The organism is Pseudomonas sp. RIT-PI-q (assembly GCF_001297125.1).
Classification (GTDB): Bacteria; Pseudomonadota; Gammaproteobacteria; order Pseudomonadales; family Pseudomonadaceae; genus Aquipseudomonas.
Genome location: NZ_LHPC01000044.1, coordinates 16,659 through 38,663, shown reverse-complemented (window position 1 = coordinate 38,663; position 22,005 = coordinate 16,659). Strand labels below are relative to the sequence as shown.

Genomic DNA, 22,005 nt, shown 5'->3' with positions numbered 1-22,005 from the left:
CATGACTGCTCCGCGCCTGACCCTGCCCTCGCCTGCCAAACTCAATTTGATGTTGCACATTCTTGGGCGCCGTGAAGACGGTTATCACGAATTGCAGACGATCTTTCAGTTTCTCGACTACGGCGATGAAATCACCTTTGCCGTTCGCGACGACGGCGTGATTCGTTTGCACACCGAATTCGACGGCGTGCCGCACGACAGCAACCTGATTGTCAAAGCCGCGAAAAAACTTCAGGAGCAATCCGCTTGTGCGCTCGGCATCGACATCTGGATCGAAAAAATCCTGCCCATGGGCGGTGGAATCGGTGGTGGCAGTTCCAATGCCGCGACGACGCTTCTTGGTCTGAACCATCTCTGGCAACTCGGCTGGGATGAAGATCGACTGGCCGTGCTGGGCCTGACGCTGGGCGCCGACGTCCCGGTTTTCGTGCGTGGCCACGCGGCTTTCGCCGAGGGTGTGGGGGAGAAACTGACCCCTGTTTACCCCGAGGAACCGTGGTATCTCGTGCTGGTGCCGCAAGTATCTGTTAGTACAGCAGAAATTTTTTCCGATCCGTTGTTGACACGTAACTCTTCTCCCATTAAAGTGCGCCCCGTTCCCAAGGGAAACAGTCGAAATGACTGCTTACCGGTGGTAGCAAGACGTTATCCAGAGGTACGTAACGCCTTGAATTTGTTAGGTAAATTTACCGAAGCAAAACTCACCGGAACTGGAAGTTGTGTGTTTGGGGGCTTCCCAAGCAAAGCTGAAGCTGATAAAGTCTCGGCCCTTCTTACAGAGACCCTTACAGGGTTTGTAGCAAAAGGAAGCAACGTTTCGATGTTGCATCGCAAGCTGCAAAGTCTGCTCTAAAGGAACCGATTACTGGGTAATCGTTGCAACAGATACAGGGGCGTCGCCAAGCGGTAAGGCAGCAGGTTTTGATCCTGCCATGCGTTGGTTCGAATCCAGCCGCCCCTGCCATTTTCTATACTCATCCAGGTTACCCTCAGCCTCTAGGTACTGCGCGTGTCCAAGATGATGGTCTTTACGGGGAATGCTAACCCCGATCTGGCTCGGCGTGTTGTACGTCAGCTGCATATCCCTCTCGGTGACATCTCTGTCGGTAAGTTCTCCGACGGCGAAATTACTGCCGAGATCAATGAAAACGTCCGCGGTAAAGATGTCTTCATTATTCAGCCGACTTGCGCTCCGACCAACGATAACCTGATGGAACTGGTAGTGATGGCTGATGCCTTCCGCCGCTCCTCGGCTACTCGTATCACTGCTGTTATTCCTTACTTTGGTTATGCCCGCCAGGATCGCCGTCCGCGTTCCGCACGTGTGGCTATCAGCGCGAAAGTCGTTGCTGACATGCTTACCGTAGTCGGCATCGACCGTGTTCTCACGGTTGATCTGCATGCTGACCAAATCCAGGGTTTCTTCGATATTCCGGTAGATAACATCTACGGCTCCCCGGTATTGGTGGATGACATTGAAGATCAGCGCTTCGAAAACCTGATGATCGTGTCCCCGGACATTGGTGGCGTCGTGCGTGCACGGGCTGTTGCCAAATCCCTGGGCGTGGATCTCGGGATCATCGACAAACGCCGTGAGAAAGCCAATCACTCTGAAGTGATGCATATCATCGGTGATGTCGAAGGGCGTACCTGTATTCTGGTCGATGACATGGTCGATACCGCCGGCACTCTGTGCCACGCGGCCAAGGCCCTGAAAGAGCATGGCGCTGCCAAGGTTTTCGCCTACTGCACACACCCTGTGCTGTCCGGTCGGGCGATCGAAAACATTGAAAATTCCATGCTGGACGAACTGGTGGTGACTAACACCATCCCGTTGTCCGCTGCTGCTCAAGCCTGCTCGCGTATCCGTCAACTGGATATCGCGCCGGTAGTTGCCGAAGCGGTCCGCCGCATCAGCAATGAAGAATCGATCAGCGCGATGTTCCGTTAAGGGCCCTGCCCTTCTCGACCATCTCGTTGACGAAAAGCGCCCCGCCCCGGCATTCCTGTCGGGGCGGGGCTTTTTTGCCCATATCGCCTTTAGCGCTGGTCGCAAACGCTGGGGCGAATGTGGTTATTTTGGAGATACAACATGAACGATTTTACTCTGAATGCTGAAGTGCGTTCCGACCTGGGGAAAGGTGCGAGCCGCCGCCTGCGTCGTCTCGCAAGCCTGGTACCTGCTGTAGTTTACGGTGGCGAAAAAGCCCCTGAATCCATCAGCATGCTGGCTAAAGAAGTTGCCAAACTGCTCGAAAACGAAGCGGCTTACAGCCACATCATCGAGCTGAACGTTGGCGGCACCAAGCAAAACGTAATCATCAAAGCTCTGCAGCGTCACCCGGCCAAAGGCCACGTGATGCACGCTGACTTCGTACGCGTTGTAGCTGGCCAGAAACTGACCGCTATCGTGCCTGTACACTTCGTTGGCGAAGAAGCTCCGATCAAGAAAGGCGGCGAAGTTTCGCACGTTGTTTCCGAAATCGAAGTGACCTGCCTGCCAAAAGACCTGCCTGAATTCATCGAAGTTGACCTGGCTAACGCCGAAGTCGGCTCGATCATTCACTTGTCCGACCTCAAAGCCCCTAAAGGCGTTGAGTTTGTTGCTCTGGCACACGGTGATGACAAGGCTGTTGCCAACGTTCACGCCCCACGTGTTGCTCCAGAAGCTACTGAAGAAGGCGCAGCAGAGTAATTCACTCTGTGATGCCGGAGTGATCAAGTAACATCGCGGACTGGAACGTAGCGAGAAAGCGGGCGAGAACGCGGAGTTTACATAATGGTAAATGAGCACTTGTCGTCCACTTTCGCCGCACTCCCTGATTGCGGCGATGTTATCCACCACTCCAAGGAAGGGCCCCTATCGTGACTGCCATCAAACTGATCGTTGGCCTGGGAAATCCAGGCGCTGAATACGAACAGACCCGGCATAACGCAGGGGCCCTTTTTGTTGAGCGCATCGCGAACGCGCAAGGCGTAAACCTTGTAGCGGATCGCAAATATTTCGGCCTGACCGGGCGCTATTCGCATCAGGGTCAGGATGTTCGTCTGCTGATTCCCACCACGTACATGAACCGCAGCGGCCAGGCCGTCGCGGCACTCGCCGGTTTCTTCCGCATCACGCCTGAAGAAATCCTCGTGGCGCACGACGAACTCGACCTGCCACCTGGCGTTGCCAAGCTCAAACAGGGCGGCGGCCATGGCGGGCACAACGGGTTGCGCGACATCATCGCGCAACTGGGCAATCAGAATACCTTTCACCGCTTGCGGCTTGGCATTGGCCACCCGGGCGTTGCCAGTATGGTTTCAAATTTCGTCCTGGGTCGTGCGCCACGCGCCGAACAGGAAAAACTCGATGCCAGCATCGATTTTGCCCTCGGCGTGCTGCCGGATATCCTCGCCGGTGAATGGAACCGTGCGATGAAAAACCTGCACAGCCAGAAGGCCTGACTCACTCCTCGGGGAAAACACCATGGGATTCAATTGCGGCATCGTCGGCCTGCCTAACGTCGGCAAGTCCACCCTATTCAACGCCCTGACCAAATCCGGGATCGCGGCCGAGAACTTCCCCTTCTGCACCATCGAGCCGAACACCGGTATCGTGCCGATGCCGGATCCACGTCTGGAAGCCCTGGCGGCCATCGTCAATCCAAAGCGCATCCTGCCGACCACCATGGAATTCGTCGACATCGCTGGCCTGGTTGCCGGCGCCTCGAAAGGTGAAGGCCTGGGCAACAAGTTCCTCGCCAACATCCGTGAAACCGATGCCATCGCCCACGTGGTCCGCTGCTTCGAAGACGAGAATGTGATTCACGTCTCCAACAGCGTCGACCCGAAACGCGACATCGAAATCATCGACCTGGAACTGATCTTCGCCGACCTCGACAGCTGCGAGAAGCAACTGCAGAAAGTCGCGCGTAACGCCAAGGGCGGTGACAAGGACGCCGTGGTCCAGAAAGGCCTGCTTGAGCAATTGATCGCTCACTTCACCCTCGGCAAGCCTGCACGCACGCTGATGAAGAACATGGGCGCCGACGACAAAGCGGTGATTCGTGGCTTCCATCTGCTGACCACCAAGCCGGTCATGTACATCGCCAACGTCGCTGAAGACGGTTTCGAGAACAACCCGCTGCTGGACATCGTCAAGGCCATCGCCGAAGAAGAAGGCGCCATGGTGGTGCCGGTCTGCAACAAGATCGAAGCCGAAATCGCCGAACTGGAAGACGGCGAAGAGAAAGACATGTTCCTCGAAGCCCTGGGCCTCGAAGAGCCTGGCCTGAACCGCGTGATCCGCGCCGGCTACGAAATGCTGCACCTGCAGACCTACTTCACCGCCGGTGTCGAAGAAGTCCGCGCCTGGACCGTCCGCGTCGGTGCCACCGCACCACAAGCCGCTGGCGTGATCCACACCGACTTCGAAAAAGGCTTCATCCGCGCCGAAGTCATCGCCTACGACGACTTCATCCAGTACAAGGGCGAAGCCGGCACCAAAGAAGCCGGTAAATGGCGTCTGGAAGGCAAGGACTACATCGTTAAAGACGGCGACGTGATGCACTTCCGTTTCAACGTGTAAAACATTTGTTCACGAAAAAGCCGCGTTTGATACGCGGCTTTTTTGTGCCTGAAATCCGGCCAACACCACCGACCCTGTAGGAGCGAGGCTTGCCCGCGAAGGCGTCATCACTGACGCTAAAAGCTTCGCGGGCAAGCCTCGCTCCTACAGAGAATGTGTGGGGTCAGGGTATGTGTGGGGTCAGGCCTTTTTGGTGCGTGGCAGGAAGATCGCCAACACACCAAACAACGGCAGGAACGAACACAGGAAGTACACGTACTCGATGCCGTGAATGTCCGCCAGATGCCCGAGCAGCGCCGCGCCAATCCCGCCGAAACCGAACATCAAACCAAAGAATACCCCGGCAATCATCCCGACATTGCCCGGTACCAATTCCTGCGCATACACCACGATCGCCGAGAACGCCGAGGCCAGGATGAAGCCGATGACCACGCTGAGAATACTGGTCCAGAACAGGTCGACATGAGGCAGGAGCAGCGTGAACGGCGCGACACCGAGGATCGAAAACCAGATCACCGCCTTACGCCCGATCTTGTCGCCGATCGGCCCGCCGAAGAAGGTCCCCGCCGCTACCGCCCCAAGAAACAGGAACAGGTGCAACTGCGAACTCGCCACCGACAGGTCAAACTTTTCAATCAGGTAGAAGGTGAAGTAACTGGTGAGGCTGGACATGTAGAAATATTTGGAGAACACCAGCAGCCCGAGTACCACCAGCGCACTGATGACGCGGTTCTTCGACAAGCCATGCGTCGCCGCCTGACCTTGCTTGAGCTTGAACAGGCTCAAGTGATTGGCGTACCAGCGGCTGATCCGATAGAGCACGAACAGCGCAAACACTGCGAACAGGCCGAACCATGCAACATGGCCCTGACCGTAGGGAATGATGATCGCCGCCGCCAGCAACGGACCGAAAGCCGAACCCGCATTGCCGCCGACCTGAAAGGTCGATTGCGCCAGGCCGAACCGCCCACCGGAGGCCAGTCGCGCCACGCGGGATGCCTCGGGATGGAAGGTCGAGGAGCCGATACCGATCAGCCCCGCCGCCAGCAGAATCATCGGGAAGGTGCCGACCACCGACATCATCAAGATACCGATCAACGTGCAGACCGTCCCGGCCGGTAGCAGCCAGGGTTTTGGATGGCGATCGGTGTAGTAGCCGACCCATGGCTGCAACAGCGAGGCCGTTAGCTGGAACGTCAGGGTGATCAATCCGACCTGGGTGAACGTCAGGCCGTAATTGGCCTTGAGCATCGGATAAATCGACGGCAGCACCGACTGAATCAGGTCGTTGATCAAGTGCGCCAGCGCTACCGCGCCGATGATGCGCATGACCAACGGGCTGCTTTGTGAGGTCGCGGACGCCGACGGGGTGCCGGCTTGGGCGTTGCTGATAGCCATAGGAGTTTCCGTACAACAGATGGGTGCACACGGGCAGGTGCGTCAATGTGCCATTTTTCAGTGCAGCAGCGCCATCCCCTTAGCCTGCTAACGACCTCGTTTTTCATCGCAGAATCGGTGATAGCGCAACGCCATGGTCTGAATCTTGCCTTGTTAATCCGCTTCAACGCGGCCCCTTACAAAGGGGACCGAGAATGGGAAGTTTCGCCACAGAGTCGGCCTACAGAGCTTACGAGGGTGAACTTTCGAGGCCTTTTAAAGGGGCACAGGTCGCGGTCGCAACGACCTCGACGCACGCCAATGGTGCGTGGTGTCCAGAGGAGTCATGGGGCATGCAGGCTTTTTTATCACCGGGGATCGGGCTGCTGGGGCGATTTGGCTTCGCACGCAAATTTCAGCTGTTGTTTCTGCTGTTTATCCTGCCGCTGGCAGGCAGCCTGTTGATGATCGGTCAGGACTATCGCGACAAACTGAACCTGATCTCCGGCGAACGTGCCGGGGTTCGTCAGCTGCTCGCCCTTGATGCGCTCGATAACCTGCTCGCTGCCCAGCGTGACCGCGCTGCCCGCTGGCGCGCCACGGAAACCAATCGCCAACCGACACCGGCCACGCTCGCCGCGATGGCCGCGTTCGATGCGGTGCAACCCGCCGTCGTCCAAGCCACCACCGACCTCGGCAACGCCTTGAAAACCGAAGGCGCCGAGGGCGAAACCCTGGCCCGCTATCAAGCGTTGCAAACCGCTCTTAATGGCCTGGACTCAAAAAGCCTGAGCAGCGTCGGCTGGTGGCCGGATGGTTATGATCGTTTCACCAATGCCTTGAGCGCCCTGCAAGCCTTGCGCGAGCAGATCGCCATGGACAATCGCCTGACGCTCGCGCCGTGGCTGGAAACCTATTTGCTGACGCAGATCTCGACGCAGCACGCGCCGGACCTGATCGAACGGGTCGGTCGTCTGGCCAGCGTCGGCCAGGCGTCGGTGGTGTCCGGGCAGTTCACCCTGCAAAGCCGTCTGCAATTGCGCGACCTGCGCGGCCGCATCGGCGACGCCCGGGAGCAACTGGTGAAAACCGCCAGCCTGCTTGAAGCGCGCCTGCCCAGCGCCCTGCAAACCTGGGCCGGGCAATACCATGACAGCCTCAAGCACCTCGACGCCGAGCTGAAAGTCCTCGATGACGGCGTATTCGGCGGCAGCATCAAGCTCAAGCCGGAGGAGTTCGAACGCAGCCTCGACACCCTGCTGACCGACCTCGCCTCGCTACGCCAGCAGTCGCTGGTGTCGCTGGATCAGCGCCTGGATTACTACCACGGCTCGGCGATTCGCCAGTTCATCCTGGTGGCGACGATCTTTGGTTGCCTGCTCCTGGCCGCGCTGTACCTGTTTATCTGTTTGCAGGCTTCGATTCGTCGTAGCGCCAGCGGCATCACTGTGTTGGCCGAAGCGTTGCGCGATGGCAACCTGAGCCTGCAAGTGCCGGTACAGGGCCGCGACGAACTGGCCGCTATCAGCACCGCCCTCAACGTCGCCGTGGTGCAACTGCGCAACAGCCTGCTGGGGGTCGATCACGAAACCCTGCAACTGAGCAACGCGGTGCGCACGCTCAACCATCACTCCAGCGGCGCCCTCGGGGAAGTCGAGGCGCAGCAGTTGCAAATCAGCCAGATCGCCGCTGCGGCCACGCAATTGGCCGCGACCTCACAAGGGGTCGCCCAGAGTTGCGAACAAGCCTCCGGCAGCGCTCAGCACACCCAGCGCATCGCCGCCGACAGCAGCCGCGACAGCCAGCGCACGACGGCAAGCATCCAGCAACTCAATCAGCGCTTGAACGAAACGGCTGCGGCACTGGGTCGGGTCAGCGAACAAGGACAACAGATTCAATTGGTGGTGGATACCATTCGCGGAGTGGCCGAGCAGACCAACCTGTTGGCGCTCAACGCCGCCATTGAGGCCGCTCGCGCAGGTGAGCAAGGTCGCGGCTTTGCCGTGGTGGCCGACGAAGTGCGCAGCCTGTCGCAGCGCACCCAGTCCTCGACTGCGCAAATTGCCGGCACCGTCGACAGCCTGCGCAGCACGGTGAATGAAGCGGTGAGCCTGATGGAAGCCGCCTGTGGACAGGCGCAATCCGACGCGCAAGCCGTCACCGGCCTTGGTGAACGCCTGGGGGAAATTGCCAGTGCCGTGCAAAGCGTCACCGACACGTTGGCGCAGATCGCCACCGCAGTGGACGAGCAAGCGACCACCGCGGACGAGGTCAGCGGCAACATCCAGCAAGTCGATCAGGCAGCGGTTCGCTTGCTCGAAGGCGCGCGGGCGGTGAACCTCGCGGCAGACACCTTGAGCCAGGGCAGCAAGGCCTTGAGTGCCAATACCGGGAGATTTCAGCTCAGTTGATGCCCTCCCCGGCCCCGTTTTTTCGGGTCAGGTGGATAAGCGGTTGAAAGCGTAGAGAAATATTTTAGATTTACGCTTGACACATCATCGTTACGAGCCAATAATGCGCGCCACTTGGCTACATAGCTCAGTTGGTTAGAGCATAGCATTCATAATGCTGGGGTCCGGGGTTCAAGTCCCTGTGTAGCCACCAAGTACTAAAAACGGCTTACCGAAAGGTAGGCCGTTTTTTTATGCCTCGATAAAAGTCAGTGACTGGCCCAGGAGAAAGAAGCTGCGAAAGCCCCCTCCTCCTCGACCTGAATCAGAAGCGCATCGCCGGCAATGCTGACAACGCTTTTTCCCAAATCTGCCAGGTACGCAACCAGACCATCGCCTGCCAGTCGCTGTCGGCGGGATAGAACTGCTCGAGCAGATTCAATTTGATCTCGCGCCCCGTTGTGTCATTCGGATTGCCGTGAAGATGCAGCCAGTGATCATCGCGCAAATGACGATGAACCTCTGCCCCCGGATACGTCCCGCACTCGATCACAAACGGCATCAACCGCACATGCGGCAACGCATTGATCAACGCCTGCGAGGTGTAACCGGTCGCGGTCGCCGCAACACCGGTCTCGCTCAGTGTGTCGGCGCCGGTGTGCAAGGTGTAGAGCCATGGGCCATAAATGGCCTGGGCCTCTTCCAGTGCCGGATAGGCCGCTTCGGTGATGGTCAGCAACATCGGATGACCGTACTCGCCAGCGCCGGTGTGCAAGTCGAAACACATCGCGACGTCGGCATGAGCGACGTGCTTCTGAATGATCTGGTGCAGCGTCCGGTTCGACCAGCTCGGTGCCCGTCCACCATAAAACAAGCCATCGGGATGGCTGTGCTGACCGCCCTCGACAATCGACATCACCGCCGGCCAACCGTGTGCGCGAATCTCTTCGTCGAGCAGGGCGTCGGCGCGATCGCGCTCGGGGCCTTGCCGCTGAGTGCAGGCATAGATTTCATGCAGCGCCGCATAGGCCCGGTTGTCCGGCAGTGGACGTTCGAAGTTCAGGTGATTGCGGTTCAGGTCGATGTTGTCTTCGTTGACACGACGCAACCACGCCGTGCCCCAAGGGTTGATCAAGTGGATCATCACCACCGCGACATCGGCCGGCAGTGAACGCTTGCCCAGTTCCTGCAACCACTTGATCTGACACCCCGAGCCGTAGAAGCCTTCGACGCCGTGGGTGCCGCTTAGCGCTATCAGCAGCCGCTTGGCACCCGGATCGCCCAAGACCGCCACATCGGTGCTCAGGAGCTCACCGAAAGGCCCTTTGAGTGGGTGCGGGTACTCGGTCAGCGTCGCGCCGGCCGCGGTCGCTACCGCCAGAAACTGTTCACGCTGAGTGCGGTAACTCGGCTGGATGGGGAACTCGGTTTGCATGTCTGCCTCTTGTTGTTCTTCTGGCCAGTTTGATGCCATTGACCCTACAGAAAATCCTCCCATTCATGAAGGGCAAAAGTGTCGTCGCCGCGGGACCTGGTTTGCGTCCCACCCTGTCGGTCGATAAAGTCCGAGGATCTTTTCCCACGGATGGAGTGCCCCGCGTGTTCTCAGCTTTCCACTTGAGCCGCTATCGCCGGTCAGCCCTTTCGCTGATTGCTGCCGCATTAACCCTGGCCGCGTGCACCGCCCCGCCCTCTTCGACGTTGCCGGTCGCGCCAGAAGAGGCCTCGGGCTACCGCACCGACCTGCAGACCCGGTACGCGACGAAACACATGGCGGCAGCCGCCAACCCGCTGGCGGCCGAAGCCGGGCGGGAGATGCTGCGTCAGGGTGGTTCGGCGATTGATGCCGCAATTGCGATGCAGGTTGTGCTGACCCTGGTCGAGCCGCAATCCTCGGGTATTGGCGGTGGCGCGTTGATCGTGCTCTGGGATGGCAAGACTGTTCGCACCTACGATGGGCGCGAAACCGCACCGGCCGGCGCCACCGAGAAGCTGTTCCTGCAAGCCGATGGCCAACCGATGCCGTTCACGCAGGCGCAGATCGGTGGTCGCTCGGTAGGGACGCCGGGTGTGTTGCGAGCGCTTGAGCTGGCCCATCAAAAACACGGTCGGCTGCCATGGGCGCAGTTGTTCGAGCCGGCCATCAAACTCGCGGAACAAGGCTTTGCCATCTCGCCGCGCCTGCACAAGTTGATCGCTTCGGATTCGTCCTTGCGGCGTTCGCCGGAGATGGTCGCCTACTTCCTGAATGCCGATGGCAGTCCGAAAGCTGCCGGCACCCAACTGAAAAACCCGGCACTGGCGGGCGCGTTGAAACGCATCGCCAAGGAAGGGCCGGATGCGTTGTACAAAGGCCCCATCGCCGAAGAAATCGTCACCAAGGTTCAGGGCCACGCCAACCCCGGCAGCCTGTCGCTGAACGACCTCAAAGGCTACAGCGCCAAGGAACGCGCGCCGCTGTGCACCGATTACAAACGCTGGCAGGTGTGCGGCATGCCGCCGCCATCGTCTGGCGGGATCGCCGTGGCGCAGATCCTCGGCACACTGGAAGCCTTGGAGACCCGCGATAAACGCTTTGCCCTGGCTCCGTTGAAACCGCTCAAAACCAACGCACCCGCGGGCATCGAACCGGCGCCTGAAGCCGTGCACCTGATCTCCGAAGCCGAACGCCTGGCTTACGCCGACCGCGCGCAATACGTGGCCGACACCGACTTCGTGCCCGTCCCCGTCAAAGGTCTGGTCGACCCGACCTACCTGGCCAGCCGCGCCGCCCTGATCGGTGATCGCAGCATGGGCACGGCCAAACCCGGCACCCCGCCGGGCATTCAGGTCGCCTACGCGCCGGACCGCTCGCCACTGCGCATCTCCACCTCGCAAGTGGTGGCGGTCGATGACGAAGGCGGCGCCGTGTCGATGACCACCACCGTGGAATCGGCGTTCGGCTCACACCTGATGGTCCAGGGCTTTTTCCTCAACAACCAGATGACCGACTTTTCATTCATCCCCGAAGAGAACGGGCAAAAAGTCGCCAACCGCGTCGAGCCCGGCAAACGCCCACGCTCGTCCATGGCGCCAACGCTGATCTTCGATCGCCAGAGCGGCGAATTCCTCGCCACCCTTGGCTCCCCCGGCGGTTCACAGATCATCGAATACGTCGCCAAAACCACCCTCGGCCTGCTCGACTGGAACCTCGACGCGCAAACCGCGATCAACCTGCCCAACTTCGGCAGCCGCAACGGCCCGACCGAATTGGAACAGGGCCAATTCAGCCCGGCGCTGATTCAGGCGCTGAAGGACAAAGGGCACAGCGTGAACGAGATCGATATGACGAGCGGGACCCAAGCGATTGTTCGGGTCAAGGATGCGCAGGGGAAGGCTTCGTTGGCGGGCGGGGCGGATCCGCGGCGCGAGGGGGAAGCGTTGGGGGATTGAGTTGTATGTAGGAATAACGAAAGGGCTTACCGCGGGGTAAGCCTTTTTACTTTTTACGCTGCCTCGGATTCGTAGCGGGGCCGCCAAATGCCCAACCCAAGAATTAGCGCTTTCACTTATCCCCTTACAGTTTTTGACTTAACGCAGAGATAGATTAGAGATAATTTTCACACCGAATTCAAAAATAGCCCTATAAATAGGGCCTATTGAGGGCCTCGTTAGAGATAACCTTCCGCAGCTCCAGAGATAAATCTCACATGCCTGATTTTTCCCATCACGAACTTCAGCTCCTGAACCCAACTTTCGACTCCCCATTGGTGGATGTGTTGAGTGAGCTGGAACACCTAAGACGCCTGCGACTCGAAGGCGATACTCCAGCTCCAGTGTTTTTCCAGCTCAAGGCAATTTTTCATACATTGGAAAGCTTGGGATCAGCACGGATCGAGGGTAACCACACTACCTTGGCCGACTACCTGGACAATAAAATAGAGGGCAAGGCAACAGATAGTGACCAACTGCGTGAAGTGGCCAACATCGAAAAAGCCATGAGTTACATCGAAGAAATCATGCGCCAAGGTGAACCTCTCACCGAATGGATCATTCGCGAAATTCATGCGATGACCGTCGAGGAACTAGAGCGCGAGGGCGATCGAACTCCTGGGGCCTACCGTCAAACCCCCGTACGTATCGCACAATCGGAGCACCTTCCGCCTGAAGCTATTCAGGTACCGGGTTACATGCAAGAACTGGTGGACTTCGTGAACCACGACGACCTACCCAAATACGATCTGATGAAAGTCGCCTTGGCTCACCATAGATTTGGATGGATCCACCCATTCGGAAATGGCAACGGCCGCGTAGTGAGGCTACTCACTTACGCGCTCCTGATGAAATATGGATTCAACGTAAACACAGGCGGAAGAGTGCTGAATCCGACAGCCGTTTTTTGTAACGATCGCGAGCGCTATTACGCAATGCTCGGAGTTGCTGACACCGGCACGAAAGCAGGTCTCGAAGCGTGGTGTATTTATGTGCTTGAAGGGGTAAAGGATGAGATTGCCAAGGTCGATCGACTCACCGACTACGCCTATCTCAAACACTCAATTCTCACGCCTGCCGTTACATTCGCCCGTCAGCGTGAATGGATTACCAAAACAGAAGAGGCTGTGCTGGATATAGCGATCACTGAAGGCGTTGTTAAGTCGGCAGATCTCGCCAACGCATTGCCGGATCTATCATCTAGCCAACGCACCTATTTGATCAAAAAACTGGTGAGTCAAGGAATGCTCCTTCCTATCAAGGAAGGAGCCAGGCTGTACACCATCGGTTTCTCAAATAATTATTTGATCCGAGGTGTAATCAAAGGGCTGAGAGAGCAAGGTTTTATCCCTGAGCAGCTGGAAAATCCTTAACGCTGCATCACGCCGGCACACCCAAAATAATGTGCGAAGCCTTGATCACTGCCGTCGCCCTCACACCCGGCGCCAGGCCCAGTTCTGCAACAGCCTCACGTGTCACAATCGAATAGACCTCGGTGCCGCCGTCGAGCTGGATCACCACTTCAGCGTTCACCGAGCCGTCGATGACGCTGGTGACCTTGCCTTCCAGGCAATTGCGGGCCGAGAGGCGAATGTCGCTGGATTCGGTCATCAACATCACCCACGGTGCCTTCACCAGCGCGACCGCTTCCTTGCCAACCGCCAGGCCCAGGCTTTTCACGCTGGCCATGGTGACCACGGCCACCAGTTCATTGCCACCCGGCAGTTTCAGCGAGACTTCGGCGTTGACGGCGCCGGGCTGCAATTGACTGATGGTGCCTTTGAATACGTTACGTGCGCTGACTTTCATGGCGTTGTCACCTCGGATTATTTTTGTTGTATTGAACCTAGCGCGAGATCTTCAGCGCCTGTCGCGCCTTGTGTTTCTCCAGCGCCAGCTCGATCAAGCGGCTGACCAGTTCGCTGTAAGTCATGCCGGCGGCCTGCCAGAGCTTGGGGTACATGCTGATACGGGTGAAGCCTGGCAGTGAATTGATTTCGTTGATCAGCACTTCGCCGCTGTCGGTGAGGAACACATCGACCCGTGCCAGCCCGGAACAGCCTAGCAGTTGAAAGGCCTCGACGGCCAAGGCACGAATGCGTTCGCTGGCTTCAACACTGATATTGGCCGGCACCACCACTTCAGCCGCCTTGTCGTCGATGTACTTGCTCTCGTAGGAATAGAAGCCGCTGCGCACCACGATTTCGCCGCAACCGCTGGCGATGGCGTCCTCGTTGCCGAGCACCGCGCATTCGATCTCGCGGCCGCTGACGGCGGACTCGACCAGCACTTTCTCATCGAAACCCAGGGCCAGTTCAATCGCCGCCGTGTATTCAGCTTCGTCGTTGACCTTACTCACACCCACGGAAGAACCCTGGTTCGCCGGTTTGATAAACAGCGGCAGACCGAGCTTGCCTTTGACCTCGGCGAATCCGGTGCGCGCCGCCGTGGCGCGGGTCAGCGTCACGAACGGCGTGACGGCCAGCCCGGCATCCCGCAACAGGCGCTTGCTGATGTCCTTGTCCATGCACACGGCCGAACCCAGCACATCGGAGCCGACAAACGGCAAATCGGCCATGCGCAGCAGACCTTGCAGGCAACCGTCTTCCCCCAGGGTGCCGTGAACAATCGGGAAGATCACATCGACGTGGCCGAGCAGTTCCTGACTGGAGGTCTCCACCAATTGTTGACTGGACTTGCCCGGCACAACGGCCAGTTCGCGATTGGATTGATTGAGGGCGATCAGCGCCGGATTTTCCTGGTTGAGCAGGAAGTTCGACGGGTCGTTGAGGTGCCAGTGGCCCTGCTTGTCGATCCCGATCAGCACCGGTTCGAAGCGTGAGCGATCCAGCGCATCGACGATGTTCTTCGCCGACTGCAGCGATACTTCGTGCTCAGCCGAACGCCCGCCAAAAATAATCCCCACACGCAGCTTGCTCATTGCCTGGCCTCAATTGTGACAAGTGAAAGAAGAACTGGACGCCACTCAGCGATTGGCCACCAGATGTGCACCGAACAGCAGGTAGCAACTGCCGGCAAAGCGATCCAGCCATTTTCGCGAGCGCTCGTAAACCCCCGCCACCCGACGGCTGGAAAACAGCAGCGCCACGCTGCAATACCAACTGAAGGACAGGGTCGCCATGGTCAGCACCGCCAGCGCCAGCAACATCGGCGGCACAGTAGCGGGCATGGCCGTGGCGAAGATCGTCGCGACGAACAGTGCAGCTTTGGGGTTGGTCATATTGCCCAGAAAGCCCTGCCCATAAACCGACAACAACGTGCGCCCCGCTTCGCCCACCGAGCCGCTATCGCCCGCGACCAAAGGCGTTTTGCGCTTGAATTGCTTCAATCCCAGATAGATCAGATAACAACCACCGCCAATCTTGAAGCTCAGGTAGAGCGTCGGCGCCGCGCTGAACAGCGACTTGATTCCCAGCCCGCCCGCGAGGCCCCAAAGCACAGTACCGGTCGCCACGCCCAGTGCGGCCACTACGCCGTGACGCTTGGAGTGACTGGCCGCCAATTGCGCGATATTGAAAAAATTCGGCCCCGGCGTCACCACCGCAACCGTCCACAACAGCGCCAATGACAACAATGGAGCGGCGTAGCTCAGTGGGAACATATCCATACTGTGGGTCGCCTTCGTGGCTCGGGAGAAGATCCGACACCTTGCAACATTAGCCCGGTTTTTTCTACCGGCCGGGTGGTTCTATCGGACAGCAGACAGACGGGAATCACTGGGTTAACGTGTTCCGCATCAAGCTCATGACAACGACACCATGGCCAAGCACACGCCTCCCATCGACTGGTTCCATCGCGCGCCCGACGCCGGCGGGCTACAGCGTTTCGAAGCGTTTTTTGCCGGCCACGGCTACGACCTTCATCGCCACGACACGTACGCCATCGGCCGAACCCTCGCCGGTGTGCAGAGCTTCCAGTATCGCGGCAGCTGGCGCCACAGCTTGCCCGGTGGAACCATGGTGTTGCACCCGGACGAAATCCACGATGGCGAGGCCGGCACCGAGATCGGGTTTCAATACAGGATGATGTACATCCAGCCGGCGCTGATCCAGCAGATGCTTGGCGGGCAGCCGCTGCCGTTCATCAAGACCGGGCTGTCGACCGACCCGCGTTTGTTCGCCGCCACTGATGCGCTGTTGCGCAGCCTGGATGGCCCTCTCGATCCACTGGAAGAACAGGATGCACTGTTCGATCTGGCGCAGGCCTTGAGCACGGTTTGCGGTGTGACGGCGACTCACCAGAGTTTCGACTATGTGGCAGCAGAACGTGCGCGGGAGTACATCCACAGCGCCCTGGATCGCACCGTGACACTGGAGGAACTGGCGCACCACAGCGGTCGGGATCGCTGGAGCCTGTCGCGGGATTTTCGCCTGTTATTCGGCACCAGCCCTTATCGATACCTGACCATGCGCCGCCTGGACCTGGTCCGGTCGCTGCTGATTCAGGGCCAGTCACTGGTCAGCGCCGCGTTGATTGCCGGTTTCACCGATCAGAGCCACATGACCCGGCTATTCAGTAAAACCTACGGCTTGACGCCGGCCCGCTGGATGAAAATGCACCGCCGCTGAGCCACGCACAATCGTACAAGAAGCACGCTCATGCGCTGGTTATCGTGGATTGACGATCAACCACGAGAGCCGCTTCATGAAAGCTTACGAAAGCCTGAATTTCGCTGAAAAAATCGCCCGGATCGACTCGCACTGGACGCCTCGGGTCATCGCCGAAATGAACGACTACCAGTTCAAGGTGGTGAAGTTGCTGGGGGATTTCATCTGGCACGACCACCTCGATACCGACGAAACCTTCATCGTCCTCGAAGGGCAGTTGCGCATCGACTTTCGCGATGGCCACGTGTTGGTCAACGCCGGCGAAATGTACGTGGTGTCAAAGGGGGTCGAGCACAAACCGTACGCCGAGCACGAGGTAAAACTGCTGCTGATCGAGCCCAAAGGCGTGCTGAACACCGGCACTGAAGGTGGCGAGCGCACGGCGCAGAATGACGTGTGGGTGTAAGCAGCAGCCGGCTTAGGGCTGCAACGATTTTCCGTCCACCGGGTCGCCAATTTTCAGGAAATGCCCGCCCGCCACGTGGTGCAAAGTGCGCAACGCATCTTGCCCCTCGAAGTGCCAGCGACCGTCGCTGAACACCCGTTCGTCCGCCTGGGCGGCAATCACTTCGGCCAGGAACAGATCGTATTGTTGGTGGTTGCCGGGTTCCGGCAGCAGCCGGCATTCCAGCCAGGCGACGCAGCCTTCGAGCATCGGCGCATCGATCAGTTCGCCGCTGAAGGTTGGCAAGCCATAGACCTGGAACTTGTCCTGGCCGTGGCCCTGGGTCAATTCCAGGCCGGAGGTCGAGCCAACGGTCTGGACGATATCGGCCTGCGCGGCGCAGGGCACGTTCAGTACGAAGGTGCCTGAGGCTTCCAGCAGTTGCCGGGTCCAGGTGGACTTGTCCAGCACCACGGCGATTTTCGGCGGTTCGAAATCCAGCGGCATGGCCCAGGCAGCGGCCATGATGTTGCGCTGTCCGTCATGCGTGGCGCTGACCAGCACGGTCGGACCGTGATTGAGCAGACGATAGGCCTTGGACAACGGAACCGGGCGGCGGTGGGAAAGGCTCATGGCGGTCTGCTCCTGGGAGAAAGCGCCGATTGTAGCGATATCCCGCGAGATGCGGATTGCACAGACGAAAAGATCGCAGCCTTCGGCTGCTCCTACAGAGAGAACACAATCCCCTGTAGGAGCTGCCGAAGGCTGCGATCTTTCAAGGGCTAGCGCCGATTAATCAAGTCGCCAACTGATTGGCAAACTGCCCGACCGCGTTCACCACTTTCTGCGCACCGTCCTGGATCTCGACGATCACCGTACCGGCCTCCGCCGCCAGCGCCAGGCCTTGTTCAGCCTGGAGTTTGCCGTCGGTCATCAGGGCCACGGCGTTGCGGGCCATTTCCTGGTTCTGACGCACCACACCGACAATTTCATCAGTCGCCTGGCTGGTACGCGAAGCCAGTTGCCGGACCTCATCCGCCACCACCGCAAAACCTCGACCCTGCTCACCGGCCCGAGCCGCTTCAATGGCCGCGTTGAGCGCCAACAGGTTGGTCTGTTCGGCAATGCCGCTGATGGTCTTGACGATGGTGCCGATCACCAGCGACTGCTCGTTCAACGCTTCGATGCCTTCGCCGGCGGTTTGCATGTGCCTGGCCAGGTCACGCATCACATTCACCGCCTGAGTCACCACGGCATTACCGCGCTGAGCGCTACTGTCGGTTTGCTGTGAGGTGCTGTAGGCAATGTTGGCCGCTTCGGCAACCGCGCGTTCCTGATTGACCTGATCGGTGATCACCGTGGCGAATTTCACCACTTTGTAGAGATTGTTGTTGGCGTCGGCCACCGGGTTGTAGGACGCCTCCAGCCACACAACGCGCCCGTGGCTGTCGACACGTTTGAAACGGCCAGCGACAAATTCGCCGGCGTTCAGGCGACGCCAGAAGTTCTGATACTCGGCACTGTTGTATTCCTGCGGCTCACAAAAGGTACGGTGATGTTTGCCCTTGATCTGCGCCAGGCTGTAACCCATGCCGCTGAGGAAACGGTCATTGGCCACCAGCACGTTGCCATTGAGATCGAACTCGATCACCGCCGTCGAGCGCACCAGTGCACCGATCAGGTTCTCATGCTCACGGGACGCCTCGATGGTGCGGGTCAGGTCGCTGGAATAAATCGAGAAATGCTTGATGCGCCCATCCGCTCCGCGCACTGGCTGCACAATCGAGCGCAGCCAGGCTTCCTGGCCATTACCACGTAACAGGCGCACGGCGCCGGCGAAATGCTCGCCACGGGTCAACGCGGCCTTGAAGCGATGGTGAAATTCGTCGGATTTGACATGCGCCGGGACGATGTCATCGATGTGCCGGCCAATCAGGTCGTTGCTCTTGTAGAGCATCTCGCCGAGGAAATTCTGGTTGATCGATTGAACACGCCCATCGGCATCGAGGGTCAAAACCAGCATCTCGCTTTCCAGACTTTCCTTCACTTGCTGAAGGCTGGAGAGTTCTTCGCGAAGAGCCGAGAGCTCCTGCTTCAAGCGTTTGTTGAACATGGGAAAGTACCGATGGACAGAGATAAAAAGCGGCATGCAGCTTATCCATCGGCCTTGCGGGTATTTTCTGAAGAGTGTTTCAGGGTTGTCCTACAAAATTAGTGGCGCATCGCCTACCGCCCCCGTCACTCAGACCGCACCAGCAGCCGGGCAACTTCCAACGCTCGACATCCGCGTCCCGAAATACGCGGCGCTGCTGATCCCCACTGCGCCCATCACTGCGCTGAAGATCACACAGATCCATGGGCTCCACGGCATCAGGCCGATCAACAGCAACGGTGTGATACTCGCCCAGGCCGCGTAGGCAATGTTGTAGGTGAAGGAAATCCCCGAGACACGAATCCGTGCCGGAAACAGGCTGACCATCACCGACGGCACTGCGCCAACCACGCCGCAACAGAGGCCGGCCACTGCGTAGGCCAGACCGATCCAGCTACCGCCGATGATCAGGCTGGTATAGAGCACGCCGATGCCCAGCGGCAGCAGCAGGCTATAGAGCATCACGGTGCGCCACGCGCCGATACGGTCAACCAGCAACCCGGCAAGTACACAACCAATGTTTAGAAAAACAATGCCCAAGGCACTCAGGGCGAAGGTGTGGCTGGCGGTCATGCCAAAGGTTTTCTGCATCATGGTCGGGGTGATGACCACGAACACCACCACTGCCGAGGTCAGCACACAGGTGAGGATCATCGCCGGCAGCATGGCCAGGCGATGTTCACGCAAGACCGTGCGCAGCGGCAGTTCGACCGCGGCATCGCGACGAGCCTGCATCGCCATGAACACCGGCGTTTCACTAAGCCAGCGCCGCAGCCAGACGCCAATCACACCGAACACGCCACCCAGCAGGAACGGGTAACGCCAGGCGTAATCGAGGATCTCCGCCGGGGTGAACGCCTGTGCCAGAAACGTCGCCGTCAATGCGCCGATCAAATAGCCAAAGGTCAGCCCCGCCTGCAGGAAACCGAGGGCATAACCGCGATGGCCAACCGGCGCATGCTCGGCAACGAACACCCAGGCGCTCGGCACTTCACCACCGACGGCCGCGCCCTGAAGGATGCGCAGGGCCAACAGCAGCAACGGCGCAAAATAGCCGATTTGGGCGTAGGTCGGCATGATGCCGATCAGCAGGCACGGCAGCGCCATCATCAGGATGCTCAGGCTGAAAACCTTCTTGCGCCCCAATTTGTCCGCGAAATGCGCCATCAGGATCCCGCCCAAGGGCCGCGCCAGGTAACCGGTGGCGAAGATCCCGAAACTTTGCAGCAATCGCAGCCATTCGGGCATTTCCGGTGGGAAAAACAGCTGGCTGAGGGTCAGCGCGAAAAATACGAAAATGATGAAGTCGTAGATTTCCAGCGCGCCACCCAGCGCCGCAAGGCCAAGGGTCTTGTAGTCCGAGCGGCTGAACGGCGCCGGGCGCGAATCGGTATTGGCAGTCATGAAAAAGAACTCTGGCATAGGCAAAAAACCAAGGCGCCCATGGTCTACGCAAACGCGCCCACGGACAACCCGTTAGACCAAAGTCTCAGTCTGGTAAAACTTCGTCACAAAAAAGGACTGATTGATTTACTGTTGGCACCTGTCCAGACGGGCCTCTGCGGCCCTGAAGACCACAACAAACATAAAAATTCGAGGTACTCCCGTGGCCGCTGTTATCGAAGATACCCGCTCCGCCCGCTTTGCCCTGCGCTGTTCAAGTTTTGCCGAACGCTGGTTCCCCGATTCCTGGGTGTTTGCCGCGCTGGCGGTGATTATCGTCGCTGTGGCCACCATGGCCATGGGTGCCAAACCCACTGATGCCGCCATGGCATTCGGCGACGGTTTCTGGAGCTTGATCCCGTTCACCATGCAGATGGCTTTCGTGGTGATCGGCGGCTACGTGGTCGCCAGCTCGCCGCCGGCGGTGAAACTGATCGACCGGCTGGCGCGCATCCCGAAAAACGGCCGCTCCGCCGTGGCCTGGGTGGCCTTGATTTCGATGGTCGCGGCGCTGCTGAACTGGGGGCTGTCGCTGGTGTTTGGCGGTTTGCTGGTGCGCGCCCTCGCCCGTCGTGCCGATCTGAAAATGGACTACCGCGCCGCGGGTGCTGCGGCATATCTCGGTCTTGGCGCGGTGTGGGCCCTGGGCCTGTCGTCATCGGCTGCGCAGTTGCAGGCCAACCCGGCCAGTCTGCCGCCGTCGATCCTGTCGATCACCGGGGTGATTCCTTTCACTCAAACGATCTTTCTCTGGCAATCGGGCGTGATGTTGCTGGCGCTGATCATCATCTCGCTGATCATTGCCTACGCCACCGCGCCCGGCCCGACCACCGCGCGTGATGCCAAGGCCTGCGGCGTCGACCCGAGTTTCAACCTGCCACCGCTGCAACCGCGCACCCGTCCCGGCGAATGGCTGGAACACAGCCCGCTGTTGACGATTCTGCTGGTGCTGCTGGCCGCCGGATGGCTGTTCCACGAGTTCTCGACCAAACCGGCGATCAGTGCTATTTCCGGACTGAACACCTACAACTTCCTGTTCATCATGCTCGGTGCCCTGCTGCACTGGCGCCCGCGCAGCTTCCTCGACGCGGTAAGCCGTGCGGTGCCGACCACCACAGGCGTGTTGATCCAGTTCCCGTTGTACGGCTCGATCGCCGCGCTGATGACCACCGTCAAAGGCACTGACGCCCAGACGTTGGCCCACCACATCTCGACCTTTTTCGTACAAATCGCGTCCCACGACACCTACGCGCTGTTGATGGGTGTGTACTCGGCGATCCTCGGTTTCTTCATCCCGTCCGGCGGCGGCAAATGGATCATCGAAGCGCCGTACGTGATGCAAGTGGCCACCGACCTGAACTACCACCTGGGCTGGGCCGTGCAGATCTACAACGCTGCCGAAGCGCTGCCGAACCTGATCAACCCGTTCTACATGCTGCCGCTGCTGGGCGTACTGGGGTTGAAGGCACGGGACTTGATCGGCTTCTCGTTCGTGCAACTGCTGGTGCACACGCCGCTGGTGCTGTTTCTGCTATGGGCGTTGGGGACGACGCTGACGTATACGGCGCCGGTGATGCCGTAAACAC

Annotated in this window: 18 protein-coding genes, 2 tRNA genes and 2 pseudogenes; 13 read left to right on the top strand and 9 right to left on the bottom strand. The window is 59.2% G+C overall.

Annotated elements, in window-relative coordinates; all coding sequences use genetic code 11:
- The first annotated feature begins 1 nt into the window (after position 1).
- From ispE to ychF, 6 genes are all read left to right on the top strand, one after another.
- Complete coding sequence (ispE, locus tag AEQ67_RS23205; RefSeq protein WP_059406148.1) at positions 2–853, top strand: 4-(cytidine 5'-diphospho)-2-C-methyl-D-erythritol kinase; 852 nt, start codon at positions 2–4, stop codon at positions 851–853.
- A 36-nt stretch (positions 854–889) separates the two neighbouring features.
- Positions 890–964 (top strand) — tRNA-Gln (locus tag AEQ67_RS23200).
- 45 nt (positions 965–1,009) lie between these two features.
- Positions 1,010–1,951, top strand: a complete 942-nt coding sequence (locus AEQ67_RS23195) for a ribose-phosphate pyrophosphokinase (protein ID WP_003208392.1) — start codon at positions 1,010–1,012, stop codon at positions 1,949–1,951.
- A 141-nt stretch (positions 1,952–2,092) separates the two neighbouring features.
- Positions 2,093–2,695: a 50S ribosomal protein L25/general stress protein Ctc gene (locus tag AEQ67_RS23190; RefSeq protein WP_059406147.1), complete on the top strand. Its 603-nt coding sequence runs from the start codon at positions 2,093–2,095 to the stop codon at positions 2,693–2,695.
- A gap of 170 nt (positions 2,696–2,865) precedes the next feature.
- Positions 2,866–3,450 (top strand): aminoacyl-tRNA hydrolase, encoded by a 585-nt coding sequence (gene pth / locus AEQ67_RS23185; RefSeq protein ID WP_008153430.1) that lies wholly within the window; start codon positions 2,866–2,868, stop codon positions 3,448–3,450.
- A gap of 22 nt (positions 3,451–3,472) precedes the next feature.
- Positions 3,473–4,573 (top strand): redox-regulated ATPase YchF, encoded by a 1,101-nt coding sequence (gene ychF, locus AEQ67_RS23180; protein ID WP_008011955.1) that lies wholly within the window; start codon positions 3,473–3,475, stop codon positions 4,571–4,573.
- Between the two features lie 180 nt (positions 4,574–4,753).
- Here ychF and AEQ67_RS23175 read toward each other — a convergent pair whose 3' ends face one another.
- Positions 4,754–5,971, bottom strand: a complete 1,218-nt coding sequence (locus tag AEQ67_RS23175; protein ID WP_059406146.1) for an MFS transporter — start codon at positions 5,969–5,971, stop codon at positions 4,754–4,756.
- A 332-nt stretch (positions 5,972–6,303) separates the two neighbouring features.
- Between AEQ67_RS23175 and AEQ67_RS23170 the strand changes: the two genes are divergently transcribed.
- Positions 6,304–8,361 carry a methyl-accepting chemotaxis protein gene (locus tag AEQ67_RS23170; protein WP_059406145.1) on the top strand — a complete coding sequence of 686 codons (2,058 nt, stop codon included), beginning with the start codon at positions 6,304–6,306 and terminating at the stop codon, positions 8,359–8,361.
- 116 nt (positions 8,362–8,477) lie between these two features.
- Positions 8,478–8,554 (top strand) — tRNA-Met (locus tag AEQ67_RS23165).
- 111 nt (positions 8,555–8,665) lie between these two features.
- Here the strand turns inward: AEQ67_RS23165 and AEQ67_RS23160 are convergent.
- On the bottom strand, positions 8,666–9,775 hold the full coding sequence (locus AEQ67_RS23160; protein ID WP_059406144.1) for a DUF2817 domain-containing protein: 1,110 nt from the start codon (positions 9,773–9,775) through the stop codon (positions 8,666–8,668).
- 164 nt (positions 9,776–9,939) lie between these two features.
- Between AEQ67_RS23160 and ggt the strand changes: the two genes are divergently transcribed.
- Entirely contained in the window at positions 9,940–11,772 is a 1,833-nt protein-coding gene (gene ggt, locus AEQ67_RS23155) for a gamma-glutamyltransferase (protein WP_059406143.1), read from the top strand.
- Positions 11,773–12,029: 257 nt separating this feature from the next.
- Positions 12,030–13,184, top strand: a complete 1,155-nt coding sequence (locus AEQ67_RS23150; RefSeq protein ID WP_059406142.1) for a Fic family protein — start codon at positions 12,030–12,032, stop codon at positions 13,182–13,184.
- A gap of 7 nt (positions 13,185–13,191) precedes the next feature.
- Here AEQ67_RS23150 and AEQ67_RS23145 read toward each other — a convergent pair whose 3' ends face one another.
- From AEQ67_RS23145 to AEQ67_RS23135, 3 genes are read right to left on the bottom strand one after another with little or no spacing between them, the layout of a single operon-like run.
- Entirely contained in the window at positions 13,192–13,620 is a 429-nt protein-coding gene (locus AEQ67_RS23145; protein WP_059406141.1) for a TOBE domain-containing protein, read from the bottom strand.
- A 37-nt stretch (positions 13,621–13,657) separates the two neighbouring features.
- Positions 13,658–14,752, bottom strand: coding sequence for a D-alanine--D-alanine ligase (gene ddlA, locus AEQ67_RS23140; protein ID WP_059406140.1), 1,095 nt, complete (start codon positions 14,750–14,752; stop codon positions 13,658–13,660).
- Between the two features lie 45 nt (positions 14,753–14,797).
- The gene (locus AEQ67_RS23135; RefSeq protein ID WP_059406139.1) at positions 14,798–15,439 is read right to left on the bottom strand and encodes a LysE family translocator; all 642 of its coding nucleotides are present in this window, start codon (positions 15,437–15,439) and stop codon (positions 14,798–14,800) included.
- 151 nt (positions 15,440–15,590) lie between these two features.
- Here AEQ67_RS23135 and AEQ67_RS23130 point away from each other — a divergent pair, with 151 nt between their 5' ends.
- Positions 15,591–16,400: an AraC family transcriptional regulator gene (locus AEQ67_RS23130; protein ID WP_059406138.1), complete on the top strand. Its 810-nt coding sequence runs from the start codon at positions 15,591–15,593 to the stop codon at positions 16,398–16,400.
- 76 nt (positions 16,401–16,476) lie between these two features.
- The gene (locus tag AEQ67_RS23125; RefSeq protein ID WP_059406137.1) at positions 16,477–16,845 is read left to right on the top strand and encodes a cupin domain-containing protein; all 369 of its coding nucleotides are present in this window, start codon (positions 16,477–16,479) and stop codon (positions 16,843–16,845) included.
- A gap of 12 nt (positions 16,846–16,857) precedes the next feature.
- On the opposite strand, the gene AEQ67_RS23120 is transcribed toward AEQ67_RS23125, so the two are convergent.
- The 4 genes and pseudogenes from AEQ67_RS23120 to AEQ67_RS23110 form a co-directional block, all read right to left on the bottom strand.
- Complete coding sequence (locus AEQ67_RS23120; RefSeq protein ID WP_059406136.1) at positions 16,858–17,457, bottom strand: flavin reductase family protein; 600 nt, start codon at positions 17,455–17,457, stop codon at positions 16,858–16,860.
- A 163-nt stretch (positions 17,458–17,620) separates the two neighbouring features.
- Positions 17,621–18,058, bottom strand: a pseudogene (locus tag AEQ67_RS36860) (methyl-accepting chemotaxis protein); the annotation flags it as partial.
- Positions 18,059–18,208: 150 nt separating this feature from the next.
- Positions 18,209–18,847, bottom strand: a pseudogene (locus AEQ67_RS36855) (PAS domain-containing protein); the annotation flags it as partial.
- Positions 18,848–19,066: 219 nt separating this feature from the next.
- On the bottom strand, positions 19,067–20,380 hold the full coding sequence (locus AEQ67_RS23110; protein ID WP_059406134.1) for an MFS transporter: 1,314 nt from the start codon (positions 20,378–20,380) through the stop codon (positions 19,067–19,069).
- Between the two features lie 202 nt (positions 20,381–20,582).
- Between AEQ67_RS23110 and AEQ67_RS23105 the strand changes: the two genes are divergently transcribed.
- Positions 20,583–22,001, top strand: coding sequence for a short-chain fatty acid transporter (locus tag AEQ67_RS23105; protein WP_059406133.1), 1,419 nt, complete (start codon positions 20,583–20,585; stop codon positions 21,999–22,001).
- Positions 22,002–22,005: the final 4 nt, after the last annotated feature.